Annotated in this window: 24 protein-coding genes and 5 pseudogenes; 9 read left to right on the top strand and 20 right to left on the bottom strand. The window is 68.9% G+C overall.

Translation table 11 applies throughout. The features are described from left to right. Window positions 1–479 precede the first annotated feature (479 nt). The 12 genes from EV374_RS32045 to EV374_RS31990 all read right to left on the bottom strand — a co-directional run bounded on the left by EV374_RS32045 (window position 480) and on the right by EV374_RS31990 (window position 10,865). Window positions 480–1,436 carry an amidohydrolase family protein gene (locus EV374_RS32045; RefSeq protein WP_132240903.1) on the bottom strand — a complete coding sequence of 319 codons (957 nt, stop codon included), beginning with the start codon at window positions 1,434–1,436 and terminating at the stop codon, window positions 480–482. Between the two features lie 160 nt (window positions 1,437–1,596). Next, the gene (locus EV374_RS32040) at window positions 1,597–2,367 is read right to left on the bottom strand and encodes a GntR family transcriptional regulator (protein WP_207914706.1); all 771 of its coding nucleotides are present in this window, start codon (window positions 2,365–2,367) and stop codon (window positions 1,597–1,599) included. A gap of 187 nt (window positions 2,368–2,554) precedes the next feature. After that, entirely contained in the window at window positions 2,555–3,436 is an 882-nt protein-coding gene (locus EV374_RS32035; RefSeq protein WP_132240901.1) for a fumarylacetoacetate hydrolase family protein, read from the bottom strand. Continuing rightward, window positions 3,436–3,846 (bottom strand): RidA family protein, encoded by a 411-nt coding sequence (locus EV374_RS32030; protein ID WP_132240900.1) that lies wholly within the window; start codon window positions 3,844–3,846, stop codon window positions 3,436–3,438. The genes EV374_RS32035 and EV374_RS32030 overlap by 1 nt, the downstream gene beginning before the upstream one ends. Window positions 3,847–3,872: 26 nt before the next feature. Beyond that, window positions 3,873–4,406 (bottom strand): cupin domain-containing protein, encoded by a 534-nt coding sequence (locus tag EV374_RS32025; protein WP_207914705.1) that lies wholly within the window; start codon window positions 4,404–4,406, stop codon window positions 3,873–3,875. Continuing rightward, entirely contained in the window at window positions 4,403–4,774 is a 372-nt protein-coding gene (locus EV374_RS32020; RefSeq protein ID WP_132240899.1) for a cupin domain-containing protein, read from the bottom strand. Before EV374_RS32020 ends, EV374_RS32025 begins: the two co-directional genes overlap by 4 nt. Beyond that, the gene (locus EV374_RS32015; protein WP_132240898.1) at window positions 4,767–6,407 is read right to left on the bottom strand and encodes an FAD-dependent monooxygenase; all 1,641 of its coding nucleotides are present in this window, start codon (window positions 6,405–6,407) and stop codon (window positions 4,767–4,769) included. Before EV374_RS32015 ends, EV374_RS32020 begins: the two co-directional genes overlap by 8 nt. After that, a complete protein-coding gene (locus EV374_RS32010; protein ID WP_132240897.1) occupies window positions 6,404–7,138 on the bottom strand; it encodes an SDR family oxidoreductase in 735 nt (244 codons plus the stop codon). Before EV374_RS32010 ends, EV374_RS32015 begins: the two co-directional genes overlap by 4 nt. 27 nt (window positions 7,139–7,165) lie before the next feature. Continuing rightward, a complete protein-coding gene (locus EV374_RS32005; protein WP_132240896.1) occupies window positions 7,166–8,245 on the bottom strand; it encodes an Ldh family oxidoreductase in 1,080 nt (359 codons plus the stop codon). Next, on the bottom strand, window positions 8,242–9,042 hold the full coding sequence (locus EV374_RS32000; protein WP_132240895.1) for an ABC transporter permease: 801 nt from the start codon (window positions 9,040–9,042) through the stop codon (window positions 8,242–8,244). The genes EV374_RS32005 and EV374_RS32000 overlap by 4 nt, the downstream gene beginning before the upstream one ends. After that, window positions 9,039–9,806, bottom strand: coding sequence for an ABC transporter ATP-binding protein (locus EV374_RS31995; RefSeq protein WP_132240894.1), 768 nt, complete (start codon window positions 9,804–9,806; stop codon window positions 9,039–9,041). The genes EV374_RS32000 and EV374_RS31995 overlap by 4 nt, the downstream gene beginning before the upstream one ends. Window positions 9,807–9,866: 60 nt before the next feature. Further along, entirely contained in the window at window positions 9,867–10,865 is a 999-nt protein-coding gene (locus EV374_RS31990) for an ABC transporter substrate-binding protein (protein WP_132240893.1), read from the bottom strand. 603 nt (window positions 10,866–11,468) lie between these two features. Here EV374_RS31990 and EV374_RS33120 point away from each other — a divergent pair. From EV374_RS33120 to EV374_RS31955, 7 genes and pseudogenes are all read left to right on the top strand, one after another. Continuing rightward, the gene (locus EV374_RS33120; protein ID WP_207914704.1) at window positions 11,469–11,675 is read left to right on the top strand and encodes a hypothetical protein; all 207 of its coding nucleotides are present in this window, start codon (window positions 11,469–11,471) and stop codon (window positions 11,673–11,675) included. Window positions 11,676–11,711: 36 nt separating this feature from the next. Next, the gene (locus EV374_RS31985; RefSeq protein ID WP_165947967.1) at window positions 11,712–12,995 is read left to right on the top strand and encodes an MFS transporter; all 1,284 of its coding nucleotides are present in this window, start codon (window positions 11,712–11,714) and stop codon (window positions 12,993–12,995) included. 36 nt (window positions 12,996–13,031) lie between these two features. After that, window positions 13,032–13,442: pseudogene (locus EV374_RS33690) on the top strand (NF041680 family putative transposase); the annotation flags it as partial. A gap of 122 nt (window positions 13,443–13,564) precedes the next feature. Beyond that, entirely contained in the window at window positions 13,565–14,605 is a 1,041-nt protein-coding gene (locus EV374_RS31975; protein ID WP_165947966.1) for a helix-turn-helix domain-containing protein, read from the top strand. Window positions 14,606–14,865: 260 nt separating this feature from the next. Further along, on the top strand, window positions 14,866–15,459 hold the full coding sequence (locus EV374_RS31970; RefSeq protein ID WP_165947965.1) for a CHAP domain-containing protein: 594 nt from the start codon (window positions 14,866–14,868) through the stop codon (window positions 15,457–15,459). A gap of 243 nt (window positions 15,460–15,702) precedes the next feature. Beyond that, the gene (locus EV374_RS33685) at window positions 15,703–15,891 is read left to right on the top strand and encodes an LLM class flavin-dependent oxidoreductase (protein WP_484513055.1); all 189 of its coding nucleotides are present in this window, start codon (window positions 15,703–15,705) and stop codon (window positions 15,889–15,891) included. Window positions 15,892–16,242: 351 nt separating this feature from the next. Beyond that, a pseudogene (locus EV374_RS31955) lies at window positions 16,243–16,502 on the top strand (transposase); the annotation flags it as partial. 44 nt (window positions 16,503–16,546) lie between these two features. Here the strand turns inward: EV374_RS31955 and EV374_RS31950 are convergent. From EV374_RS31950 to EV374_RS33675, 6 genes and pseudogenes are all read right to left on the bottom strand, one after another. Next, window positions 16,547–17,611 (bottom strand): helix-turn-helix domain-containing protein, encoded by a 1,065-nt coding sequence (locus tag EV374_RS31950; protein WP_132240889.1) that lies wholly within the window; start codon window positions 17,609–17,611, stop codon window positions 16,547–16,549. 60 nt (window positions 17,612–17,671) lie between these two features. Continuing rightward, entirely contained in the window at window positions 17,672–18,460 is a 789-nt protein-coding gene (locus EV374_RS31945) for an ABC transporter permease subunit (protein ID WP_132240888.1), read from the bottom strand. Further along, complete coding sequence (locus EV374_RS31940) at window positions 18,438–19,364, bottom strand: ABC transporter ATP-binding protein (RefSeq protein WP_486486073.1); 927 nt, start codon at window positions 19,362–19,364, stop codon at window positions 18,438–18,440. Before EV374_RS31940 ends, EV374_RS31945 begins: the two co-directional genes overlap by 23 nt. Window positions 19,365–19,628: 264 nt before the next feature. Then, a complete protein-coding gene (locus EV374_RS33680) occupies window positions 19,629–19,787 on the bottom strand; it encodes a hypothetical protein (protein WP_486486072.1) in 159 nt (52 codons plus the stop codon). A 256-nt stretch (window positions 19,788–20,043) separates the two neighbouring features. Further along, window positions 20,044–20,876 (bottom strand): annotated as a pseudogene (locus EV374_RS31930) (IS5 family transposase). Window positions 20,877–20,988: 112 nt separating this feature from the next. Continuing rightward, window positions 20,989–22,569: an FAD-dependent oxidoreductase gene (locus tag EV374_RS33675; RefSeq protein WP_486486071.1), complete on the bottom strand. Its 1,581-nt coding sequence runs from the start codon at window positions 22,567–22,569 to the stop codon at window positions 20,989–20,991. A gap of 137 nt (window positions 22,570–22,706) precedes the next feature. On the opposite strand from EV374_RS33675, the gene EV374_RS31920 reads away from it, so the two are divergent. Beyond that, window positions 22,707–23,294 (top strand): helix-turn-helix domain-containing protein, encoded by a 588-nt coding sequence (locus tag EV374_RS31920; RefSeq protein WP_132240904.1) that lies wholly within the window; start codon window positions 22,707–22,709, stop codon window positions 23,292–23,294. Between the two features lie 58 nt (window positions 23,295–23,352). Here EV374_RS31920 and EV374_RS31915 read toward each other — a convergent pair. Beyond that, window positions 23,353–23,897, bottom strand: a pseudogene (locus EV374_RS31915) (transposase); the annotation flags it as partial. Between the two features lie 116 nt (window positions 23,898–24,013). Between EV374_RS31915 and EV374_RS31910 the strand changes: the two are divergent. Continuing rightward, complete coding sequence (locus EV374_RS31910; protein ID WP_132240886.1) at window positions 24,014–24,817, top strand: maleylpyruvate isomerase N-terminal domain-containing protein; 804 nt, start codon at window positions 24,014–24,016, stop codon at window positions 24,815–24,817. Between the two features lie 12 nt (window positions 24,818–24,829). On the opposite strand, the pseudogene EV374_RS31905 reads toward EV374_RS31910, so the two are convergent. After that, a pseudogene (locus EV374_RS31905) lies at window positions 24,830–25,607 on the bottom strand (transposase family protein). Between the last annotated feature and the right edge of the window lie 277 nt (window positions 25,608–25,884).

Below are 25,884 nucleotides of genomic sequence, written 5' to 3'. Positions count from 1 at the left end.
CAACTCCCCATGCCACCGAGCAACATCAACATCCGTCACAGGCAGACCAACGAACACAAGTCGAACTCGATTCGCCTACTGCCGTTGCAGTACTAAGCCTGACGCTGATTACTGTGGGGTAACTGTACGTGTCCAGCGGTGACGGTGACCGCGACGAGTACGGCGGCGTTGAGGAACCGGATGATCCACTGCTGGTGTCAGGGGACGAACGAGCCCCGAGCAGCGCGGTGAGCGCTCTGACCACGAGCAGCATCTCGGGCAGCAACAGCGGCCGCATCATGTCCGTCTGCACCGGCTACCTCCCGACGAGGTCGATGACGGTGGCGGCGGCGGGTTCGATGACGTCGAGCAGTGGACGCCTGGCATCCTGCTGGCCCACATCGGCACCCTCACCGTCCGTGCTTGGGGCCACAACGGACCGCTGTCAGGCCCCGACGCCGGGTCACAGGCAGCTCGACGGCGTCCCCCGCCCCTACCCGTCACCGACCGCCGGGTGCCCGCCCCAGAGCCCGCGCCGCATTGTCGGTGGCCACCTGCCGGGCGTAGTCAGCACCACGGTGTGCCACCGTGGCGGACGGAGCGTCGGTGCCCATCGGGAACGGCCAGTCGCTGCCGAGCACCAGCCGGTCCGCGCCGAAGACCGACACCGCCAGGTCGACCACCTGCGGGTCGTGGGCCAGATTGTCGACGTAGAGGGCGCGCACGGCCTCGGCCGGGGTGGGCGACAGCACCGGTACGCCCGGTCGAGTGGTGGTGTGACCGCGCTCCCAGCGCCCGACCACCGCCGGCACGCAACCGCCACAGTGCACCAGCACGAACCGGATCCCCGGGTGCCCGCCGAGCACCCCGCCAAAGACGAGCTGGGCCACTGCCACCGTCGTCTCGACCGGGTTGCCCAGCAGGTTGGCCAGGTAGTAGGGCTCCAGGCGGGGGTCCGCCGAGTGCGCGGGGTGCAGTTGCACGGTGCGCCGGTCCGCGTCGAGACGCTGCCACAGGGGGCGCAGCGGCGGACCATCGAGCGGCCCGGCGTCTCCACCGGCGGCGCCCACCACGCCGGCCCAGCGGTCGTCGGCAGCGATCCGGTCGTACTCGGCGAGGGCCACTTCGGGATGTTCGAACGGCAGGTACGCCAGCGGGGTGAGCCGGGGCCGGTCGGCGACCACGGCGAGCACGCCGTCGTTGACCGCACGGACCCACGCCGCCGCCTCCGGTCCGGACAGCCGCTGGCGGTAGAAGGGCGGCGGGACGCTGACGATCGCCTCGTCCAGCCCTGCCTGGTCCAGGTGGTTCTCGAGCCGGTCCGGGTGGTACAGGTCGGGCGGGCCGACCCGTTTGCCGCCGAGGACGGCGGCGCCGTCACCGTCGACCGCGACCCCTGGCAGGTTGGCCGGGCGCAGGTCGGGGGCGAGGTGGGCGTGCATGTCGATGCCAGACAACGGGGCTTCCTAACGGTTGGCCCGACCGGCGGTCACGACGAAACGCGCCGACGGTACGGGACGGTGGCGGGCGTGGCCCCCACGGCGGACGATCCGTCGGGGCGGAGGTGCCCCGACGGTTGGAGGGCGATGCCACCGGCTGACGCGGTGACGCCGACGGTCAGCTTCCGATCGGCGCGTGTCCTGCGGCCCGGGCGGCAGGCACCGCGGCGGCGTCGGTGTTCATCTTGCCGATCACCCGGTCGGCCGCGTGCTGGATGTGGACCTGCACGGCGGCCACCGCCGCCGCCACGTCCCCCGCCACGCACGCGTCGAGGATGGCCCGGTGCTCGCGGACCCGTTCCTCGTTCTGCCCCGTCGGGGTGACCGTCGCGAACCGGTACCGCTCGCTGTTCTCCCAGACCGGTTCCAGGCCGCGCAGCAGCCAACGCGATCCGGCCGCGCGGTAGATGGTGAAGTGGAACTCGGTGTGTGCCCGGCGGGCAGCCGTGGCGTCGCCGCGCGCGGACGCGGCGATGTGCTCGTCGAGTGCCGCCTCGGCCCGCCGGGCGTCCTGGGCGGTGAACCGGGTCGCCGCCCGCTCGATCAGTGCCGTCTCCATGGCGATCCGGGTCTCATGGGTGTCGACCGCGTCCTCGACGGTCAGCGGCATGACCCAGGCGCCCTTGTGCTGGACCACCTCGACCAGACCGAGCGCGGCCAACCGCCGGATCGACTCGCGGACCGGGCTCATGCTCATGCCGAGCAGGTCGGCCATCTCGTTGAGGCGCAGCGGGGTGCCGGCCGGCAGCCGGCCGGTGAGGATCGCCTCGTGCAGGACCGCGGTCGCCGAGTCGGCGAGGGTGCGGTGCTGTCCGTCGGCTCCACCGGCACCGGTCCGGCCGTCGTCGTTGGCGTCGCTCAGGACGGATCGACGATGCGTTGTTACCACGGTTTGCCTCCGGATAGAGCCGCTGATGGATGCCGTGCTCGTCCCGTTCTCGCAGGACATGATCCATGTTCATGGGTGCTCGGGTGATCCCACAAACGCATCAGGGCCCTGGAAATGGTACCAATTTCGTCGCTGTGGAATGGTGCGGGTCGGCGCCGCGCTGCGCCGCCCCGCACCCGTCGCGGGGTCAGTGCAGCTTCGTCAGTCGCACCCGGTTACGCAGCTCACCGAGCGCTTCCACCCGGGTCACCACCAGGTCCCCGTCGGTCAGGAACACCTGTGGGTCACGGGCGTTCCCGATGCCGCTCGGCGTGCCCGTGAGCACCACGTCGCCGGCCCGCAGAGTCATCCCCCAACTCAGTTCCGCGATGATGCGGGCGAATGGGAAGGCCATCTGCGCGGTCGACGCGTCCTGGAGCACCACGCCGTTGACCTCGCACTGGATTCGCAGGTTCGCCGGGTCCGGCACCTCGTCCACGGTGGTCAGCCACGGCCCGAGCGGCATGGTGGCGTCGATGCTCTTGCCCTTGAGCCACTGGCCGCCGTGCGCGCGTTGCAGGTCGCGCTGCGACACGTCGTTGGCCACGCAGAACGCCGCCATGTACGACAGCGCGTCCGCCTCGCTCACCGAACGGCAGTCCGCACCCATGACCAGCGCCACCTCCGCCTCGTAGTCCCACTTGGCGGAGATCTGCGGGTCGTAGGCGATGTCGTCGTACGGGCCGACGACGGTGTCCGGGCCCTTGGTGAAGAAGGCCGGGTGCTTGGGCCGTTCCGCGGGGTCCTGCCCTTCCCGCTTACCGCGCGACTCCTCGAAGTGGTCCCAGTAGTTCCACCCGGTGCAGAGGATGTCCCGGTTGAACCGGCGCAGCGGCGCGTCGAGCCGGACCTCGGCCAACGGCACCACCGCGACCTGCCGCGCGGCGGCGCGGACCGCCTCCAACGCGTCCACGCCACCACGGATCGCCTCGTCGAGGTCGCCCAGTTCGGCGGGGAGCACGGCGACGGTGTCGCCGTCCAGCACCCCGATCCGCCGGCCGGTCTCGGTACGAACGCTGGCGAGCTTCATCAGGCGTCCTGCTCGTCGTCGATCACGCCGATCGCGTTGATCTCGATCAGGTAGTCCTTGTTCACGAACTTGGAGACCTCCACCATCGTCGAGGCCGGCGGCTCACCGGTGAAGTACTGCCGGCGCACCTCGTGGATGGCGTGGAAGTCCTCCATGTTGCGCACGTAGACATCCACCCGAACGATGTCCTCCAGCGTCCCGCCGGCAGCCGTCATCGCGGCGCGCAGGTTCTGGCAGACCTGGTGCGTCTGGGCGCTCACGTCGCCGACGCCGGTGACTCCGCCCTCACGGTTGCGGGCGGTCATGCCGGACACGAACACCATCCGGCCCCGCGCCCTGATCTGGGTGGCCTGGGCGAAGTGACCGTTCGGAGCGGCCAGCTCGGGGGAAACAATCTGCTGCTTGGGCATCGTCATCTTCTTTCTTCGAGGCGGAGCTAGCGGGCGTCCGCCGGGTCGGTGTACCAGTCCGGCTGGGTCGGGTAGTGCGGCCCGTCGTAGATCTCCAGCAGGACGCTCTCCTCTTCGGCGAGCGTGGGCCCGTGCAGGCTGCCCTTCGGGTTCCAGTAGAAGGAGCCCGGGATGAGGGTGAGGCCGGTGGGTACGTAGGTGTACCGGCCGCTGAGGCAGAACATGAACTGGTTGGATGCGTGTGAGTGGCGCAGCGGGATGCCGGCGCCCTTGCGGAACCGGATCAGCGAGATGGACGCCTCGGTCTCCTCGTTGCGCCACAGCGCCTTGTGGGAGAGGCCGGCCAGTGTCTTGTCCGCCCAGTCCAGCTCGTCGGTCTGGAGCAGGATCTCGCGGAAGCGGGCCAGCACCAGGCCGTCCGGGCCGGGCACCAGTTCCTCCCGCGACCGGTCGGCCGCCTCGCCGCCGTAGTTCGACGGCTCGGAGAGGTTGTTGGCCCACTCCTGCGGGTCGACGCCGGCCGGCACCGGCGGGGTCGGTACGAGCGGCAGGTCGCTCACTGCTCGCCCTGACCGGACACGAGGTTCTCCCCCAGGCACTTCAGCTCGACGAGCCGGCTGCGGTACCGGGTGGTGCCGTTGTTGGTGAGCATGTGGATCTCTCCCGGCTCGCGGTAGACCACCCCGCCGATGTCCTCGTGCACCAGGCGGGGGTCGCCGCCGGCGAGCGCGTCGATCCGGTTGTCGGCGGCTTCCAGCGCGATCACCAGGTACGGGTTGAGGTGGTGGTGCCAGGGCTGCTGCTCGCCGGGCGCCAGGCTGATCTCCCAGACCCGCACCTGGTCGTTCTCGAAGACCACCTGCTGGCCGACGGCACCGAGCTCGACCTGGGTTCCGTCCGGGGCGGTCGCGTGACCGTAGTTACTCATTGTCATCCCTTTCGCAGACGAGGGTGTTGTCGGACCGGGTCACGGGCGGTGGGCAGCCGGTGACCCGGGCGTAGAGCTGGGCGGCCGTGTCGATGCCGGAGACGGGGTCGAACGGGACGATCGCCGCCACGTGCCCGTCGGGGCGGACCAGCACCAGTGTGTCGTTGTCGACTCCGAAGCGGCGCCGCACCCGGTCTCCCGGGTCGAACAGCGCCCGGTCCCGCAGTCCGGAGTCGTGCGGCGCGTCCCACCGGCTCACCACGTAGTGCCGCAGCGCGGGCGACTCCTGTGGCGGCAGTGCCGGGACCCGGCGCGGGTCGGTGAAGTAGAGCGCCACGAAGGCGTCGGCAGCCAGGTCGTGCAGGTGCACGTTGCCGGACTGGCCGAACAGCGGCAGGTCGGGGCTGCGTGCCCCGGCCAGCACCGGCAGGGGCTCGTCACCGGCGGCGACCATCGACCAGTCGCCCGTGCCACTCACGTCGAGGCGTACGCCGAGCATGGCGCGGGTGAACGCGTTGCCCCAGTTGCCGGCGGTCATCACGCCCGGGTCGTCGGCGCGTCGGGCCATGTAGGCCCGCGCCGCCGCGGCCATCGCCGCGGAGCCCTTGGTGGCGACCGGTTCCTGCTCGACCTGGTAGCCGTCGAGCAGGCTCGGCTCGGCCCAGCCGCGCAGCACCCAGGCCATCCGCCAGGGCAGGTTGGAGGCGTCCAGGACACCGGTGTTCAGGCCCAGCGCCCACATGGGGGTGATCAGGTGCGCGGCGTCGCCGAGCAGGAAGACCCGCCCGTCCTGCCACCGGTCGGCCACCCGCTGGTGCACGTTGTAGATGTTGGTGCCGACGATCTCCAGGGTCTTGGTGTCTCCGATGAACCGGCGTGCCTTGTCGACCAGCTCGTCCCGGTCCGGCTCGGCCTGCCCGGCCGGCAGTGGGTAGAGGAAGCGCCAGCAGTGCGGCTGGCGGACCAGGATCATCCACTCCTCTGGATCACCGAAGTAGGCGAGGTACGGGTAGTCGCGCGGGTTCTCCACGTCCAGGTCGACCTTCAGGTCGACCAGCATGTAGCGCTCCTGGTACGTCTCGCCCTCGACCCGAGCGCCGATCTGGTCCCGGACGACGGACCGGCCGCCGTCGCAGCCCAGCAGGTACCGCACCGGAACGGTCCGCTCCCCCTCGGCCGTGTGCAGCCGTACGTCCACCCGGTCGGGGTGCTGGGCGAAGTCGAGCAGCCGGTGTCCCATGTGCAGGGCGCCGGGGGCGGTGGTGTCGAGCCGCTGCCGCAGGATCGGCTCCAGCTCGTGCTGGGGGATGTTGATGACGAACGGGAAGCGGGTGTCCTCGGTGAGGTCCCCGGTCCGGACGCTGAGGGTCTGGGTGTTCGTGGCCCGATCCAGCTCGCCGATCTCGTCGATGCGCAGCGACCCGGCCAGCACGTCGTCCAGGACGCCGTACCGGTGCAGCACCTCCAGGGTGCGGGTGAGGACGGTGCCGGCCTTGGTGTCGAGCGACAGCCGCTCGTCCTCCTCGAAGATGACCACCGGCACGCCGTAGTGGGCCAGGCCCAGCGCGGTGACCAGGCCGACGGGCCCGGCGCCCACGATGCCCACCGGCAACTGCTCGGTCGTGCTGCTCATTGCGCTTCGCTCCTCGGGTACGCCCGGTCACGGGTGAGGGTGGATCCGGTCATGGTCGCGGCGGGCGAGAGCAGGAACATCAGCGGGCCGACCACGTCGGCCGGCGCGCCGATGCCGGTGGCCCGCGCCCAGTGCTCCCGTTCGCCACCGGTCGGGTTGGCCTGCTGGAACTGCGGGGTGTCGACCACTCCGGGGAAGACGGTGTTCACCCGGATCCGGTGCTCGGCGACCTCGGCGGCGAGCGACTTGGCGAAGGCGATCAACGCCCCCTTGCTCGCCGCGTAGGCCGACGCCTGGGCCCGGCCGGCGGTGGCCAGGCCCGAGGCGAAGACCAGGATCGCGCCCGAGCGGCGGGCGATCATGCCCGGCAGGACGGCCTGCGCGCACCAGACCACCCCGTCGAGGTTGACCGCCAGCGTGCGGCGCCACTGCTCGGGGTCCATGTCGACCACGTCGCACCGCGGCTGCACCGCCGCCCCGGCCACCAGGGCGTCGATCCGCCCGTGCTCGGCGAGCACCCGGGCGACCGCCGCGTGCACCGCGTCGCGGTCGGACACGTCCACCCGGTGCTCCTGCACCCGCCCGCTGGGATGCGGCTGACCCGATGTCACGTCGAACACCACGGCCGTGCCCCCCGCGTCCGCGTACGCGTGGGCGAGGGCGGCGCCGATCCCGTTGGCGCCGCCGGTGACCACGAGCACCTCGCCGGTGGCATCGAAACTGGCCTGCATGACTTCCTTCCTCCTTCGTCGACCGGATCAGCCGGCGCTGGCCGGTGACGGGAGCGGCACGCCCAGCCCGGCGGCGACCTCCGCCAGCCCGGCGAAGACCGACGGCTGGAGCGCGACACCGTCGCGCGACGCCCGGTCGTACCGGCTGGCTTCGATGTCACCGGGCAGGTGGACCTGCTCCGTGCCGGGCGCCAGCGCGGAGCCGAGCACCTGGTCGGCCAGGTCGTCGACCCGGCGGGCGAGCTCCTCCGCGTCCTCGGCGAACGCCTCGGCGTCCAGGGCGAGAAAGAAGTGCGCGCAGTCGTTGGGCACCGACACGTCGGCGTAGAGGCCCTGGACGCCCCGGCCGTACGCCCCACCGGACAGCACCCCGGTCAGTACGTCGATCATGAGCGCGAGACCGTATCCCTTGTGGGCGCCGGACGGCAGCAGCAGTCCCTTGAGCGCGGCGGCCGGATCGGTGGTGGGCCGCCCCTGCGCGTCGGTCGCCCAGCTCGCGGGGATCTCACGGCCCTCGCCGGCAGCCAGCCGGATCTTGCCGAGCGCAGCCTCGGAGAGTGCCACGTCGAGGATCACCGGCTTGCCGCCCGCGCGGGGTACGCCCACCGCGAGCGGGTTGTTGCCGACCACCGCCGACGCGCCACCGGGGGCGGGCATCAGCGGACGGGTGTTGGCCGCCGCGATGCCGACACAGCCGGTGTTCGCGGCGAGTTCCACGTAGCGGAACGCCCCGCCGAAGTGGAACGCCCGGCGGACGGTGACCACGCCGACGCCGTACGTCTGCGCCTTCGTCACCGCCAGCCGCATCGCCTGGTCACCGGTGAGCTGCCCCAGCGCGTGGCCGGCGTCGAGCACCGCGATGGCGCCCTTGTCACGGACCACCTCGGCCTGCTCGGCCCGGCTGACCGAGCCGGCCCTGATCCGGTCCACGTACATCGGCAGCAGCATCACCCCGTGCGAGGGGATGCCCCGCATATCGGCGTCCACGAGGGAGCCGGCAACCAGGCCGGCCGCCCGCTCGGAGTAGCCCAGTGCGCGGAAGACCGAGGCGACGGCGTCGGTGAGCCACCGGACCGGTACCGTCGACGGGAAGTTCGGCGCGCTCATGACCGGTCCGCCCACGGCACGAAGAACCGCTCGACTGCGGCGAGCAGGTAGAACAGCACGACACTCATCACTCCGAGCAGGATCATCGCGGCGAAGGCCAACGCGGTGTCGGCGCTGGCGCCGGAGGCGACAATCGCGTAGCCGAGCCCCTCGGTGGCGCCGACGAACTCGGCGATCACCGCGCCGATGACGGCGAGGGTGATGGCGAGCTTGAGACCGACGAAGAGCTGCGGGATGGCGGCCGGCATCCGGATCATGCGGAACGTCTGCCACCAGTTGGTCTTCAGCGACCGGCCCAGCTCCACCAGGTCGGCCGGGGTGGAGCTGAGGCCGGCGGCGGTGGAGATGACGATCGGGAAGAAGCAGACCAGGAAGACCAGGAAGACCTTGGGGAACTGGCCGAAGCCCATCCACACCACCAGCAGCGGCGCGACGGCCACCTTCGGTACGGCGTTGAGCATCAGCAGCAGCGGGTAGACGGTCCGCTCCAGCATCCGCGAGGCGGTGACGATCAGCGCCAGCGGCACCCCGACCGCGATGGCCATCAGGAAGCCCAGCAGCGTCTCGGCGAGGGTGACCAGGGTGTTGTCCCACAGGTAACCGGACTGCTCGACCATGCTCTGCGCCACCTGCACCGGGGACGGCAGGATGAAGCTCTCCACGTCGAAGACGACCGTGATCGCCCACCACAGGGCGGTGGCGGCCACGACGCCGAGCACGGGCGGAAGTTGCTGGGCCCAGCGGGCTGCAACGCCCGGTTTGTCGCGGCCGGTACGGCGGGATTCGGTGACCGTCACCGTGCCACCTCCTCGGGGGTCATCAGCAGGTCGTGCAGTTGGGCGCGCAGCACGCCGAGTTCGGCCGAGTGGCCGTCGCGTCCCAGCGAACGCGGACGAGCGATGTCGATCCCCACGATCTGCCGCAGCCGGCCCGGTCGCGGGCTGAGTACGACGACCCGGTCGGCAAGCAGCACCGCCTCGTCGACCGAGTGCGTCACGAAGAGCACCGTCGAGGCGTGCTTCATCTGCAGTCGCTGGAGTTCGACCGTGAGGTCGGCGCGGGTGAGCGCGTCGAGCGCGGAGAACGGCTCGTCCATCAGCAGCACCCGCGGCTGCTGGATGAGGGCCCGGCACAGCGAGACCCGCTGCTGCATCCCGCCGGAGAGTTCGTGCGGCAGGCGCTTCTCGAAGCCGTTCAGCCCGACCAGGTCGAGCAGCTCGTGGGCGCGGGTCCGGGCGTCCCGTCGGTCCTGCCTGAACACCTCGGTCGGCAGCAGCACGTTGTCGATGACCGACCGCCACGGCAGCAGCGCCGGGCGCTGGAACATGAAGCCGATGTCCCGCCGTGGCCCCCGGATCGGGGTGCCGGCGACGGTTATCTCGCCCGAGGTGGCCTCCTGGAGGCCCGCCACCAGCCGCAGCAGGCTGGACTTACCGCACCCGGACCGCCCGACGATCGCCACGAACTCGCCGTCGGCGACCTCCAGCGACACATCACGCAGGGCCTCCACGTCACCGGCCCGGGTGCGGTAGATCTGCGAAACGTTACGAATTCCGATCATGGTTTCGCCCCTCGCGGTGCACGCGGCAACCAGCCGCGCGCACCGCCGTCGAAGAGGAAGTTACGGCTTTGCGATGTCGTAGGCGCCGAGGTCATCGGCGCTCGGCGTCGACTTGAGGGTGCCGGTGCCAGCGAGCAGCTTGATCATCGCCTCCACCCGCGCCCGGTCGAGCTTCCCGGCGGTCCCGCCGTCGACCAGGACGTACGGCCGCATCTCGGTGAGTTCGGCGGCGGCGACCTTCTCGTCGGCCGTCCGGTCGTGCTTCTTGAGCAGCTGGGCGGCTTCCTCGGGGTGCTCCACCGCGTAGATCAGGCCCTTGACCAGCGCCGCCGTGAACTTCTCGACCTCTGCGCGGTCGCTGTCCAGCTTCGTGGCGGAGACCAGCAGGCCGTTGCCGTACAGGTCGGGCAGCTTGTCCGCGTACGGCAGCATGGTGACGGTCTTGCCGCCGGCCGCCTTCTCCAACAGCGGCTTTCCGGCGGCGAACTGGCCGATCGCGTCCACCGAGCCGGCGGCGAGCAGCTGCGGCAGCGACTGCGGCGAGGACGGGACGAACTTCACCGACTTCGGGTCGATGCCGGCCGCCTTGGCGTACGCCGGGAAGATGATCATGTTGGTGGAGCCGGAGCTGTCCGCGATGCTGGCGCCGGGCAGCTTCTCCGGCGAGTCGATCGCCTTGTCCAGCGAGGCGATGCCGGCCATGGACCGCTGGTGGATGGCGGCCACCGCGCGCACCGGCATCTTCTCGTTGGCCATCGTGGTGATGACCCCGGAGAGGTCGCCGGTGCCGTAGTCGGCCTGCCCCGACCCGATCAACTTCATGACATCGACGGTGCCGGTGCCGGGCTTGATGGTGACGTTGAGGCCGGCCTCCTTGAAGTAGCCCTTCTCCAGGGCGACGTATGCGTACGAGTCCCGACCGAACGTCCCGAAGGAGGTCAGGTAGGTGACGGAGGCGGCATCGGGGGAATCGGCCTTCTCCGAATCACCACAGCCGGCGACGGTGAGTGTGAGAGCCGCTGCGGCAACGGCCGCGACGAGACGGGTGCGAGCTGACATGAGACCTCCTGCATCGGCGGGATTTATCAAATGTCAAACTTCCCGACTCGTCAAGACCTCGTTTCGGCAACACCGCCTCGCTCCGGCGGTGCCGGCCCGGCGACCGCACCCGCCAGGCCCACTGACCTGGCAGCACGCCTCGCCGATCGCCGGTGGCGACAACTGTCGACACCGCAGGACCGCGTCACGCGCCGACAGAGCCTGCGTGATCTCGCAGCCGACCTACGCCACTTCGCTCAGGTACGGCCGGAGCTGGGCGACCTCTACAGCTACGTCGCATCCTTCGTCGAGCTGCGGATCCCCGGCGACCCCGCTGGAGCAGGACCGGGCGCGACTCCCCGAGGACGAGGCGTTCCTGCGGTTCCGCGACCAGATCAAGCTGCGCGACGCCCGCGGTGAACCCCTCGCTTCCCAAGACGCTGGACGACTCACAGGTGCCCGGCTTCGCGGACGCACCGGCGCCTTCCGACTGGCGCTGCCCCCTGCGACTGCGGCCACCGCACGAAGCGGGCAAGCCGACGTCACAGTGAGAGAACAACGTTCAGCGCGGTACGCGTCGTCGCTGAAACGGGAGTTGCCCCCCGTGGCCGTGCCGGCGCTGTCGTGACCGTGACCGTGACCGTGCCATTCGAACGGCGATTGCGGACGGGCGTGCGTTCGCCATACGGCGCGCAATCGGCTGTCGCGGCCGGACCAACCATGGTGGAGCCGGGTGGCGCGACGCCATTGATAGCGGGCTTGCCATCCGGCGTCGACTACGTGAAGGTGGGTTGGTGGTGCCGGGTCGATCTGAGCATTGCCGGAGCATGAGGCTGCTCATCACGTGTGCACCCAAGGCACGGGGGGGTGGGCGAAATATCAGCGCCTGAGCAGCGGGAAAAGGCTGCCCTGGGACGCGGATACTGGCGGCTGCTGGGGTCGGTCAGCTTCGCCAATCTCGGTGACGGCATCCGCATCACCGCGTTTCCTCTGCTGGCATTGACGCTGACCCGCGACCCCACCGCGATCGCCGGGCTCGCCGCCATGGAGTTCGTCCCGTGGATCCTGTTCGGTCCGGTGGCCGGCGCGGTGGTGGACTTCGTCAATCATCGGCGGCTGATGTTGGCAGTGAGCCTCGTGCGCGCACTGGTGCTGGCATCCGTCGCAATCTCCATCTACGCGGGCACGGCCGAACTCTGGTGGCTGTACGCGGCGGCACTCGTTATCGGTCTCGGCGAATGCCTTTACGACACGGCGTCCCAGGTGGCGGTGCCGCAGGTCGTGTCGTCCGAAAACCTCCCGCGGGCCAACAGCCTCCTCTCGACGGCCTGGATCACCTGCAACGAGTTCGTGGGCCCGTTCCTCGGCGCCCGGCTGTTCGAGGTGGCCCGGGCACTGCCATTCGTGCTTCATTCGGCCGCCCTCTTTCTGTCGTCGGCGCTTCTGGTCGGCAAGTACCCCGGCCATTCTCGGACGCAGCCGTCAGACGACGGGCCCCCGCCGAAGGTCCGCAGGCCGATGGCCGAACTGCTCGCCGACGGCTTCCGCGTCGTCCGGCGGGACCCGGTGCTGCGGTCCGTGATCCTCGCCGGCGCCGCGGTCGCCGCCGCCGACAGCGCCTGGTACGCGGTACTCGTCATCTACGTCACCGAGGACATCGGCGCCCCGGCGTCGGTCTTCGGCATCCTGCTCGCCGTCAGTTCCATCGGTGGCATCGTCGGCGGGCTGGTGATGGAGCGCGCCGGCAACCGCATCGGTGACGCCAAGGCCCTCGTGGCGGCGACCGCCGGCATCGTCGCGTCGCAGGTCGGCCTCGTACTCGCGACCAGCGAGTTCGTCGTGGGCGCCCTGCTCGTCCTGAGCAGCATGGCGCTCGCCGTGTGGAACATCGCGGCGGTGACGATCCGCCAGCGGGTGACGCCGCCCGACACGCTCGGCCGGGTCATGGGCCTCTCGCGCAGCATCACCTCGCTCGCGGCGGCCGTCAGCGCCGTCCTCGGGGGTGTCGTGGCCGCGACGGTCGACGTGCGGGCCGCGTTCCTGTTGGGCATTCCGTTCGTGCTCGGCACGAGCATCTGGGCGGTACGCAGACTCGGCGCCCGGGCAACGCAGACGGTCGAACCCGACGACCGCACCCCCGATCGGGTATGACCGCCGTTCGAAGCTTTCCGGCGGCCCGGGGGGTGGCTCACCAGCGGCGCGATCCCGAATCCAGTAGGGCTGTGGTGCTCTGAAACGAACGCCTTACCCGCCGACGTGGACCGGCTCTGGCAGACGTTCCTGCGCCGCTTCGACATCGAGCACACCTTCCGCCTACTCAAACAAACCCTCGGCTGGACCTGCCCGAAGATCCGCACCTCACAAGCCGCCGACCGATGGACCTGGCTCATCCTGGCCGTCTACGCGCAGCTACGCCTGGCCCGTGGCCTGACAAGTGACCTACGCCGGTCCTGGGAGAAACCGACACCACCCGAACGCCTCTCACCCGCCCGCGTCCGCAGAGGCTTCCGGCACCTCCGCACCAAGACCCCATGCCTGGCCAGCGCACCGAAGCCCTCCCGCCCAGCCCCCGGTCGATCACCAGGCCGCCGCAACAAACAGGGTCGCTGCCGCGTCCGTCGAACTTGCCCAAGCGATGTGATCAGTGCACGCTGAGGCGGCTCGGCGTCCACCAGACCGGCAAGGCAGCAGGGCCCGACGCGTATGGAATGGGGGATGCGATGTCGGACCTGCTGGCCGGGCTGCGGCCGGAGGCAGCTCGAACGCCTGGCGAGTATGTGGCTCTGCTGCGCCGGCTCCGGACGCTGTCGTGCCTGACCTACCGGGACATCGCTGATCGGGCTCACACTGCGGGCGATGTCCTGCCCGCCAGCACGCTGGCCGCCATGTTGGGGCGCGCCACCCTGCCTCGGGAACAGGCGGTCGCGGCGCTGGTCCGGGCTTGTGGGCTCGGACCGGACGATGTCGTGCGGTGGCTCGATGCCCGCCGTCGACTCGCCGTGAGCGAGGCAGCGGACCACGAGCCGTCCATCGTCGATGCCGAGTCCGACGGCGCACCCGAAGAACTTGGGCCGGAGAGTTTCCCCACCGACCCGAAGGCTGCTGGTGCTCCGGCGGATCCGGTGCCGGTTGGCACCCGGGCCGCGAGCGCACGACCGCGACGTGGCTGGCTTCCGCCTGCGGCACTGGGCTTCGTGGTCGGTGCCGTGGCCGCCACAGTGACGACGATGGCGCTGCTGTCCGCTGGCGGTCCATCTGGCCCGCGTCAGACGCCGGACCATGCCTCGACGAGCGGCGGTACGTCGGCATCGCAGCCTGCCATGCCCGTCCCCGGGCCCTATCGGTTGCGGCTGGCGCACACCAGGCTGTGTGTGTCCGAACGTCCCGACTCCGATCTCGGTCACCTCTTCCAGACTGACTGCGCTGCAGCGATGCCCGCCATGACGCTCACGGACGAGGGCGATCGGATATTCCGTATCCGCACCGACCATCCGCGGTTCGGTCCAGGCTGCATGGGTGTCGACCATGGCAACAAGGATGACAACGGGATGGTCGCGGACAGCTTCTGTGACACCGGCGGCGGCCAGGAGTTTCGTCTCGAACCGGTCATCGTCCCGGCGTTGGGGTACCGCATCCGTCCGGTCCACAGTGGCATGTGTCTCGGCGTCGTCAACGGCGCCACCGGTGACTGGGCACCGGTCCGCCAACTCGCCTGTGACGCCAACGCCGTCGGCCAGGTCTTCCTGCTCGACCCGGCCTGAGGTCGCCGCACCACCTCGCCTGAGTTGACGGCGAGGGCGTCTCGAACGGTTCGGATCTGTTCGGAACACGGGCCGCACCTGTCGTTCGCCTACTGACGGCCGGTACAGGTATTCAGCAGCAGACGCATGCCGACCGGCGACTGCCGGGGACGGACCGCGTCGGCGCAGGAACCGACACGGGTCGAAGGAGGAACAATAGGCCGTCACGAGTAGCACAACCGGATCCTTGCAAGGCACCGACCATGCCATTGGGGTTGAAAATGACTAGCATCGAAATATCGCGGCGCCGGCTATTGCTCGCGACAGCAGCCGGAATGGCTGCCCCAATACTGCTGGAAACGCCCTCATTCGCCGACGCGAGCAACACCCGCCGCCTGATCTCAAACCTAGCGGAAAGTGAAGTCGGATCAGCCGAGAGCGGAGGCAACTACTACCCAAGCCGCTACAAACTCACCAGCAACATCGTACGGCCAGCTGAATGGTGCGGTGTCTTCGTGAACTACTGCTGGGTCCTTGGCGGAGCCACCAAGAAGCCCAGCATGAAAGGCTCGGGCACCGCTCAAGGGCACTGGGCCACCTACTGGCAGGACTGGGCGAAGCGAAACGGCCGCTGGACGGGGCTGTCGGGCACGCCCGCCATCGGCGACGCCGTCGTCTATGGCAACTACGCCGCCTCCGGACACATCGGAATCGTCGTCGGCGTACGCGGTTCCGGCTCGAGCCGTGAAATCATGACCGTCGAAGGCAATGTCAGCAACAAGGTGACTAGTTTCGGCTGGCGCAAACCCAGCTCCATGTATGTCACCCGCGACGGCGTCAGGCGTTACGTCTCGGGCTACGCGCGTCCGGTCTAGCTGATCCTGAACCGCTGAGGGGCCGGCGCGGCCCTGACCAATCACAGGAACAGCCCTTGGTTGATGGTGTCCTCATGCGGAGGGCATCGACAACCAAGGGCTGCTCTGGTGACCAGAATCCATCGGGAACCGGAATCCGACGAACGCCGATCCAGGCGGAACCGTCCGCCGACCCCGTCGCTGGGCGGCGAGTCGTCGTTCACCGGGACAGTGTCCGGTGCTTTCGCCGCGTAGACCGACCGGGTGCGGTCGGCCACTGGAGCGACCTACCCGACGGTGCGCTGCGACCCAGCGATCATCGCGCCGGCCGCTGCCACCCTCGCGATCATCTCCGACGGCCGGTTCATCCTCGGGGTGGGAGCCCGGGAGCGACTCAACGAGCACGTCGTCGGCCGGGGCTTCCTGACAATTCCCGGCTCGACCAGTGCGTGAGCCCGTCGCCTCCGGTGGTGTCATCCGGGTCAGGGCGAGGATCCGTGCCCGTACCGACCCGGGCACCTCGGCCGGCTTACCCGGCCGGGGCCGGTCGGCGAGGCACGCCACACCGTGGTCGTGGACCACCCGCGGTGCACGCCTGTCGTCTGTCGATTCGGGCTGCCGGACGTCGCGCCCCGTCGCGTGTCCGATGAGGCGGGACCCGAGGGCTGGCGGTGGTCAGCTCCCGGAATGGTGACCGAGATGGGGCTCAGGCCACACCAGGTTGGAGCCGTGCGACTTCACTGAGCTGGTGATGTCGGACGTCAAAGACGGACTCCGCTGAGGTAGTGCAACGCCGGTCGCCGCCTCGACTACGACCTGGAGATCCGCAAGGTCATCTGCTCCACTGAACGCGATCGTCGTTGAACACCCGCTACCGGCGGGCAGTGAAGGCGCGTGTCCACTTCCCGAACGAGCAGGCCGCGTTGAAGTGTCTGTACCTGGTGACCCGGTCCCCGGACCCCACCGGAGCAGGCAGAGCCCGATGGACGATGCGCTGGAAACCAGCCCTGAACGCCTTCGCCATCACCTTCAGCGACCGCTTCCCAGCCGCTGAAACCTACTAACCAAGATCGCCGGAAACACCTTTAGCGAGACAGGCCCAGAGCCGTTAGCGAGACAGCCCCGGCCAGCCGAGGAGGCGGGCTCCGAGTACGGCGGTGTGCAGGGTGAATCTCTGAGTGGGTTCGTTCGGGTGGTAGCCGGTGAGTGCTTGGATGCGGTCGAGGCGGTAGGTGACGGCGCGTACGGACAGGTGCATTTGACGGGCTGTGGCTGTGTGGTTGCCCTGGTTGTCGAAGAGAACCGTAAGTGTGTCGAGGTAGGGCTGGGCTCCTCCGCGTGCCTGGCGTAGGGGGCCGAGGACCGTGGTGACCAGGTCGGTGATGGCGTCGCGGTCGCGTAGGAGAACGGGGAAGACGAGCAGGTCGGCGGCGTTTAGAACTGGGGTGGTGAAGCCGAGTTTGCTGGCCAGGTCGAGGGCGTTGCGGGCTTCTTGCAGGGAGGTGGCGATGCCGTTGACGCCTGGGTGGGGGCGGCCGACGCCGATCTGCCAGGTGCCTGCGTCGAGGTGGTTGAGCAGTTGGTGGGCGAGTTCGGCGGGTAGGCCGCGCAGGCCGCCGGTGCTGATGCAGACGAGTTGCCCGTTGCGCAGGGTGGTGAGCGTGTTCCCTGATCCGTAACGGGACGCGAGTGCGGCGTCGATGTCTCGGACGATGGGGTCAGTAAATGTTTCGCTGGCGGCGATGGTGACGATGTGGCTGCCGGACAGGCGGATGCCGTACCGGTGGGCACGTTCGGCGAGGTGTCCGGGGTCGGCTCGTCCGGTGAGTAGGTCGTTGACGAACTCGCTGCGCTGGTCGTCGTGGTCGGCCAACTGTCGGCGGACGTGGTCGTGGAATCCGGCGGTTGCGGCGTCGAGGATGTTGGTTGTGACGTCGAGCAAGTCCGCTGCGCGGGCATGGACGGCGGCTGAGGTTTCCTCGCGTTGCGGTGGGCGGCTGGTCCAGGTGTTTCTGGCGGCGCTGAGCATGGCGGCTACGAGGTCGTCGATGCTGTGGCTGCTGGTCGCGGCGTCGCGCCCGAGAGCGGTGGCTTGCTGGTGGCGGTGCGTTCCGGGTGGGAGCTGCAGCAGTGTCTGGCATTGCTCGGTGAGTGGTTGCGGGTGAGGGCTCATCGCGTCTTCCTTGACCAGCGGTGGCCGCCCCCGTTCAGTTGGCGGCCACCGGCATGTGGATTAGACGCCGACGTCGCGTCGGTCGAACAGGATCACTGCGGCGACCGCGGTGGCGATGCCGATGCCGGCCAGCAAGAGCAGGGGTCCTGGATGCCAGCCGGTGTGGAGCGGATCGGTGCCGATGAAGTAATAGAACGGCGAGAGCCATTTCAGCCAGCTCGCGTCGTCGCTGATGTTCGGGAGGGCATTAGCCATGTAGGTGGCCACGCCGAGAACGCCGGCCACCGTAAGCACGGTGCCGCGTTTGCCGGTGACGGCCCCGGCAAGGAAGGCGATGCCGGTGAAGCACCACGCCAGCAGCACGAGGCCGACGCAGGCAGCGGCGAGGTTTCCCATAGGGACGTTCATGCCGATCGCCGGGACGAGGATGCTGAGCAGGATCCATGGAACTACGGCGACCAGCGTGATCGCCGAAGCTGCCGCTGCCAGCCGTTGGACCGCAAACGCCGTACGCGACAGCGGATTGGCCAGCAGCAGCTCCATGCCGCCGTCCTCTTCGGGCCGGGCGATGGTGCGGGCCGTGAGCGTTACCGCGCACATGAGCACCAGCAGCGGGCCGATCAGGGAGAAGACGGTGGCTTGCAGGTAGCCGGCCGGAGATAGCATGTCGGCGATGCCGAGGAAGTCGAGCATTCCTTGGGGCAGCGCGTTCTGCTTGAGTTCGGCGGCACCCTGGAACTGGCTGTAGAAGCCGGTGTAGATGGCGGTGAACGCGCCGACTCCGCAGGTCCAGCCGATGATGGCGCGGCGGTCGTCGCGCCAGGTCTTACGCACCAGCGGCGGCAGCATCGCTCGCACCTTCTCCCGTGTAGTAGTAGGACAAGAACGTCTCTTCCAGGTCCGGCTCGGCTGACAGCAGGTCGACGACCTCGTGCCGGGCGGCGGTCTTGATCAGGGGGTCGAGACGGCCGTCGACGGTGCAGCGCAGCACCGGACCGGCGACCTCGACGCCGGTGACGCCCGGAAGGCCGGTGAACTCCGACGCCTGGACGGGGTCGCCGAAGTGGATCTCAACGCTGCGGACGGCCCGTCGACCGAGGGACTCGACCTTCTCCATGGCGGCCAGCCGCCCGTCGCGGATGATGGCCACCCGATCGGCGGTGGACTGGACCTCGGCGAGCACGTGCGAGGACATGAACACCGTCTGGCCGTTGTGGCGGGCGTCGCGGACCATGGCCAGGAACTCCTGCTGCATGAGCGGATCCAGGCCACTGGTCGGCTCGTCGAGGATCAGCAGCGCCGGTTGGTGCATGAACGCTTGCACGAGGCCGACCTTCTGCTTGTTGCCTTTCGACATGGCCCGCACGGGCCGGGAAAGGTCCAGGTCGAGGCGGTCGGCCAAGCTGGTGACGGCGGTCCACGGCAGGCCGCCGCGGGCGTCGCCGAAAAACCGCAGCAGCTCCTTGGCGGTCTCCCGGCCCGGGAAGGCGAGTTCACCGGGTAGGTAGCCGATCTGCCGGTGCAGGGCGGCCTTGTCCTTGCGTGGGTCCATGCCGAGGACCCGGGCGTGGCCGCGGGTGGGGCGCAGGAAGTCCAGCAGTAGCCGGATGGTGGTGGTCTTCCCTGCGCCGTTGGGGCCGAGGAAGCCCATCACCTCGCCGGTGCGGACTTCCAGGGTGAGGTCTTCGATGCCGCGCCGGGAGCCGTAGAACTTCGTCAAGCCCTCGGCCAGCACGACAATGTCGCTGGTCATGTCGTACAGCATTCGTGTGTTCCTGCTCGGGTTCTAGGGCAACGCCCAGACGACTGTGCTGTGCCGATCTTGCCGAGGTTCGGAAAGCAGCCAGTTCGCCAGCAAAAACGTGTCAAGGCTGACACGTCACGACAACAGGCGGGGTCGTCGCCGAGCTGAGCGTCGGTAGACCGCGCGGACGGCACCAGGCCCCGCGAGTGGGCGGTTCGGGATGATCTGTCCGATATGGGCTTGGCGGTTCGTTAGAGGCCCTGGTGGTGGGGGTTACGCGGACGTCGTCGGCGGGGCGAGGGTGAACAGTCCGGTCTCGGGTTCGGTGAGGATCTGGCGGGCGACGAGGCTTTTGAGCTTGGCGCGGAGATTCTCGGTGTCCTTCGCGGTGGTGCCGGTGCCCAGCGCCTGACAGATGTCCTTGGCGCGCATCGGTGCGGTGGCGGCGTGGAAGACGGCGAGGATCTGCTGGTAGGCGGGGTGGCGATGGTCGGGTCAGCGGGTGCCGCGGCGTCGAGTGGGCCGCCGAGGCTCAGGAGCGTCTTGCGGGTGATGGCGAGTTCGGTGACCTCGGTCTCGGCCGCGGTGAGCTGCTCGTCGAGGGAGGCGATCTGGGCGCGGAGCCGCTCGACGGCCAGGCCGGCGGCGGTTTCGCGTTCGGTGAGCAGGGTCAGCAGCGTCGGCTGAGTCACCGTTGGTCGCGCCAGGTCGTGGTCGTGGTGCCGGTCAACCGGCGGATGAGGTACGCCGTCGAGGCCCACCAGGTGCGTGACACCGCCGAGGCGGGTCGGCTCTCGTACTCGCGGACCAGGCGGCGGTGCAGCATCAGCGTGCCGTTGGTCTGCTCCACCACCCACCGGCGCTTCACCGGCACGAACCCGGCCGTCGTGTCGGACCGAAGGACCTGTTCGACGTCGATACCTCGGACCGCGCCGTGGATCTGCACGTCGTCTTTGAACCCGGCATCGACCCACGCCTTGGTCACCGTCGGGTGTGCGCGCGGACGTTGTCCAGCAGCCGGATGCCGATCGCGTTGACGGTGACCGACGCCGCGGTGACCACCACCGCGATGATCAACCCCAGGGCGTCGACCGCGAGGCCCCGCTTACGGCCCGGGACCTTCTTCGCCGCGTCCTTGCCGGTCGTCGCGGCCAGGACGTGGTTGGCCGCCCGAATCGACTGAGTGTGCAGCACCACCGCGGTCGGATCCTCCCGCCGGCCGGCCCGCTCCCTCGCCTGGCAGCGCAGCAGATCATGGATCACCTGGTCGGTGCCGTCATCACGCCACAGGGCGAAGTAGTAGTAGGTGGCCGACTTCGGCGGCAGGTCGTGCGGCAGGTACGCCCACTGACAACCAGTCCGGTTCTGGTAGAAGATCGAATTCACGATCTCCCGCAACTCGTAGCGGCCCTGATGCCCCGACACCGACGGATGGCGGTCTTTCCACGCTTGTAGGAACGGTCCGACCACCGCCCACTGCTCGTCGGTCAAGTCGCTCGGGTACGCCGCACGCTCACCCATGATCAGCCCAACACCGCGATGGCCTCGCCGGTTACGACCACGGCTCACATCCACATGCCAGCTCAAACCCACAATGGACGAAAGCTACCGAACCACCCTCTCAAGCGCTCGGTCAGCAGCGGCGGGCCTTGACGATCACGTCATGGATTGAGACCGGCTGGCCGTCGTGGCCGGTCATGGCCCGGTGCGATTCACGCGCGGCCAGGATCTCCCAGACGGCCGGATCGAGGCGCGCCGTGATGTCGGCGGCTGTCACTGAGGCCGAGGCGGGCGGCTCGGTGTCGCCGTGGCCGTGCCCGGCGGCAGGGTCTTGGTCGTGGTGGTGCAGGTGCCCGACGATGAGCAGGGTGCCGCCGGGGGCGACCCAGGACGCGATGCGGTCGTAGAAGTCCAGTTGCGGCATGGCGGGGTGCGCGTAGAGCGTGGTGACCAGGTCGTACTGGATTTGCGGCTGCCACATGGACAGGTCAGCTTCGACCCACTGCACCCGGTCGGCGACGCCACTGCCGTCCGCGCGCTCGGCCGCGTGAGCGAGCGCCGCGGCGGCGATGTCCGCCCCGGTGACCTGCCAGCCCTGGGTGGCGAGCCAGATCGCCTCGGCCCCGGCGCCACAGCCCGCGTCCAGGGCCGTTCCCGGCGCCAGGTCCCCGACTTCGCTCATCAGATGCGGGTTGGCCTGACTGGTGGCCATCGCAGCGGCACGATCGCTGTCCCATATCTGATCCCAGTACTGCTTGTCGAACGAATGCGTCATCGACACGTCCTCCTGGTCAGCAGCAGGTTCGGCCGACGCGGCCACAGCCCGGTTCACGTCTTCCATCACCAGGTCGGCGTTGATGTGCTGGGCCGCACGAGCGCCCTCGGCCGCGGCCCCACTGACCTGTGCCGAGATGTCGGAGGCGTTGCCCGCGGCCCAGACCCCGGCGATAGTGGTCTTGCCGAAAGCGTCCGTCTCGATGAACTCGCCGGCCGGATGGGTCGTCGGCTTGATGCCGATCCCGGCGAAAGGTGCCGTGCGAGCGACCATCCGTGTTGTCACGGCGACGACATCGACCGCAACGACCCGATCGTCGTCCAGTCGGACACCACTCACCCGACCACCGTCGATCTCCAGCCGCGAGACCCCGCCGGAGACCACCGTGACGCCGAGCGCATCCAGCTGAGCGCTTACTTGCGGCTCCAGTTGGTGGTCACCCGCGAACAACACTACGTCGGAGCTCCACTGACGGAACAAGAATGCCTTGTGCGCCGCCATCGGCTCCGTGAGCAGAACACCGATCCTCTTGTCGCGAACCTCCCAGCCGTGGCAGTACGGGCAGTGCACGACGCCGTTCCCCCACTGCTCGCGCACCCCGGGAACATCAGGTAGCTCATCGACAAGGCCGGTCGCGATCAGGAGACGCCGAGCCTGCAGAACCTCGCCGTCGCGCAAGACGACCGTGAAGCCGTACGACGCGCAGGAGACCTCGACCACTTCGCCCGCGAGGATCTCACCGCCGTAGCCGAGGACCTCTTCGCGTCCGCGGGCGAGCAGTTCGGCGGGCCTCACCCCGTCCAAGGCCAGCAACCCGTGCACCCCGCCGGCTGGGGCGTTCCTCGGCTCACCCGCGTCCACCACAGTCACCGAGCGGCGCGCGCGAGCCAAGGTCAGTGCGGCGCTGAGGCCGGCCGCGCCACCGCCAACGACTACCACGTCCCGGAGCGTGCTCGTTTGTCCTGTCATCATGACCCCCGATGAGCCTGCGGCTGCCCGATGGCAACCAGATGTCCCCAACAGTGAGCATCGGCGAGCAGAACTGCAAAGATTTTTGCCAAATGGCAAACTGGGGTATGGATGAACAGGCGGACCGCACCCTCGACGCTGTCGGACCACGGCTCAAGCAACTACGCCACCATCGCGATATCACCCTGACAGAACTCGCCGAGCAGACCGGCATCTCGATCAGTACGCTCTCCCGGCTCGAGGCAGGCCTCCGGCGCCCTACGCTCGAACAGCTCCTACCCCTGGCCCGCGCCTACGGCGTCACCCTCGACGAACTCGTCGACGCACCACCGACCGGCGACCCTCGCATCAACATGCGCCCGCTGCCCACCACTGACGGCTCCACCGTTCTACCGCTGTCTCGGCGACCCGGAGGGATCCAGGCCTACAAGATCGTTCTTCCTGCGAGGCCCGACGACACCAAACCGGACCTACGCACGCACGAAGGCTATGACTGGGCCTTCGTCCTCAACGGCCGGCTACGACTCGTTCTGGGCGAACACGATCTCATCCTCGAACCAGGCGAGGCCTTCGAGTTCGACACCCGGACCCCGCACTGGTTCGGCGCCACCAGCTCAGGGCCGGTAGAGTTCCTCAGCCTCGTCGGGAAACAGGGCGAACGCGCACACGTCCGCACTCCCCAGCAGCTGGGATGAGACCTGTTCGGGGCGCTGGGAGTGTCAAGTTAACGGCTGATCTTGGTTGTTGAGGTGGTCAGTGATTGGCCGGGGTGAGTCGGCCTTCGAAGGCGGTCTGGAAGGCGTCAACGGTGCTTTCCAGCGCATGGTCCAGCGCCGGCGTCCGGCGCCGGCGGGGTCGAGACTCATCAATGCCATGTAGACGCGCTTGAGCGCGGCGGCCTCGTTCGGGAAGTGACCACGAGCTCGGACGGCCTTGCGGATGCGGGCATTGACGCTCTCGATCGCGTTGGTGGAGCAGATGACCTTGCGGATCTCGACGTCGAAGGCGAGGAACGGCACGAACTCCGCCCAGGCAACCAGCATCAGCACGTCGGCGACGCCGCGGTTCTTCAGTTCGGTGAGCACGTGCAGCCAGTGTTCGGCACCTTCGCCGCCGTCGCCGGCCCAGATTCCGAGGATGTCGCGGTGACCGTCGACGGTGACGGCCATCGCGAGGTAAATCGACCGGTTCGCGACCTGCCTGTCTCTGATCTTGACGTTGATGGCATCGATGAACACGACCGGGTACACGGGGTCGAGGGGCCGGTTCCGCCACTCGACCATGCCGTCCATGACCTTGAGCCTTTTTCATCGTGACGGCGCAGGTCACGGCAGGTGGAACCCTGGCGGGCCAGTGCCGCGTCGGCTGCGAAAATCGCTGTCCGGTTGTCGGAGAACACTGGTAGAAAGCCGGAGTGCAAAAGACTTTGACGTTCTCTGATTATCTGCGGCTCATTGACGAACGGTCGACCGCCTTCCGCGCCGCGGTCGCCGCGGCGCCCAGCCTCGACGTGTCGGTTCTGACCAGCGATCCGCATGCCTCTCCCGAGCGGACGCTGTTCGACCTCGTACAACACGTGGGCATGGCCCGCCGCAAATCAGCCGCCATCGTCGCCGCAGGGCCTGCCGAAGTGCCCCCGGAGAAGTCGGCTTGGGACGACGGCATGGGTGCGCCTCGGGAACGCGAGGCACTGCTGGCCTGGTGGACCGAGTCCATCGAGCTACTGACGAGCACGCTGCGTGAGGCCGGCCCGGATCGCGGTTGTTGGACGTGGTGGGATGACTCGCCGTCACCGCAAACCTCTGGTGCCTGGGCGCGGCGACAGGTCCCCGAGATCGCGGTGTACACCTACGACGCCCAGCTCACCGTGGGTGCCCCGCAGCCGCTACCAGACGAGGTCGCCCTCGACGGTTTCGACGACTGCCAGTTCACCCTCTGCGCAACGACGGTCGCCTGGCCACACCAACCCGCCGTCGTCGATTACCACGCTACCGAGGGCCGCTCCTGGCGCCTGCGGCTGTCCCGCGACGGGATACGGGTCGCCCGCCTCGGCGAGCCCGCTGCCGGTGAGGCCCCGGACACGGCCGACGCCTCCGCCCGGGGCACGGCCAGTGACCTAGTCCTGATGTTCTACGGCCGCATACCGCTGGATTCCCTGAAGCTCGAAGGCGACCGTCGCATCTTCGATCAGCTCATCGCCTGGGACCCGTCCGTGTAACAACGATCCCTCTTATCCTGCGTAGGCCGGGTTCTCGACGTAATGCAGAACCAGGATCGCCTGCAGGATCGCGGTGGCGCACTGTGGGCAACAGCGCAGTTTCGTCAGAACTTTCCAGGTCTTGAGGGTGGCGTTGGCGCGTCCACCGATGGCCCGGATCCGGGCGTGAGCGCGGTTGACCTTCTTCTGCCAGGGCGGCAGTTTCGGCCGGTAGCGGTGGCGTTTGAATGGTGTGCGGATGCTGCCGCGGGCGCCTTGGTATGCCTTATCGGCAAAGGTCATCACGTTGGTGCTGTTCAGGGCGTCGATGATGCCGTGAGCGCGGGCTGCGGTCAGGTCATGGACCGAGCCGGGCAGCTGAGGCCCAGACCAGCCGGCCTGCCGGGTCGGCGACGACCTGTACGTTCAGGCCGTGACGGCGGTGTTTTCCCGAGTAGTAGGGCTTCTGGTTGGCAACTCGGTCGATCGGGATCAGAGTTCCGTCGAGGATCGCGTAGGCCAGCCGGCGGATCCGGTCCATCGCGGCGTTCAGGTCGTCTGCGGTGGCGGCAAGCAGGTCGACAGCTTCGCAGACGTCCCGCCAAGCCGTCGTGAAACCGATCTCGAATCCGCAGGCCAGGCGGGTCAGGGTGTCACCGTTGCGCAGGTGGGCGAGCGCGAGCAGTGCCTGCCGGCCGGGATCAAGGCGCCGCCATCGGGATCTGCGCTGTTCGCGGTGGCGGCGGATGAGACCCGCGAGGTGGTTCAGGCTGCGGGCGGACAACGGAATCGCGGCAGGGTAAGGCAGCACAGCGAGGCTCCCGGCTGGGGCATCTGATCTTGGCCGATTGCTGTCTTACCGGGAGCCTCGTCCTATGTCGACACCTGGGGTCTCCACTTGGCCGTGACCTGCACCGTCACGTCGGGCACCCGGCTCCCACGCCAGGGCACGGACGATGCCTCGATCACGGATCCGGCCGGTGGCATCGACCGCCGCTAGTACTGCAACGGCAGTTGGTCAGGGGTAGCCGCGTCGTCGGTAGTGGCAGGTTCGGGCTTGGTGTTGGCGTCGTCGGCGCCATCGGGAC

This window comes from Micromonospora sp. CNZ303 (assembly GCF_004345505.1).
The sequence above is the reverse complement of the archived record's forward strand: the minus strand, read 5'-3'. Positions and strand labels throughout refer to the sequence as shown.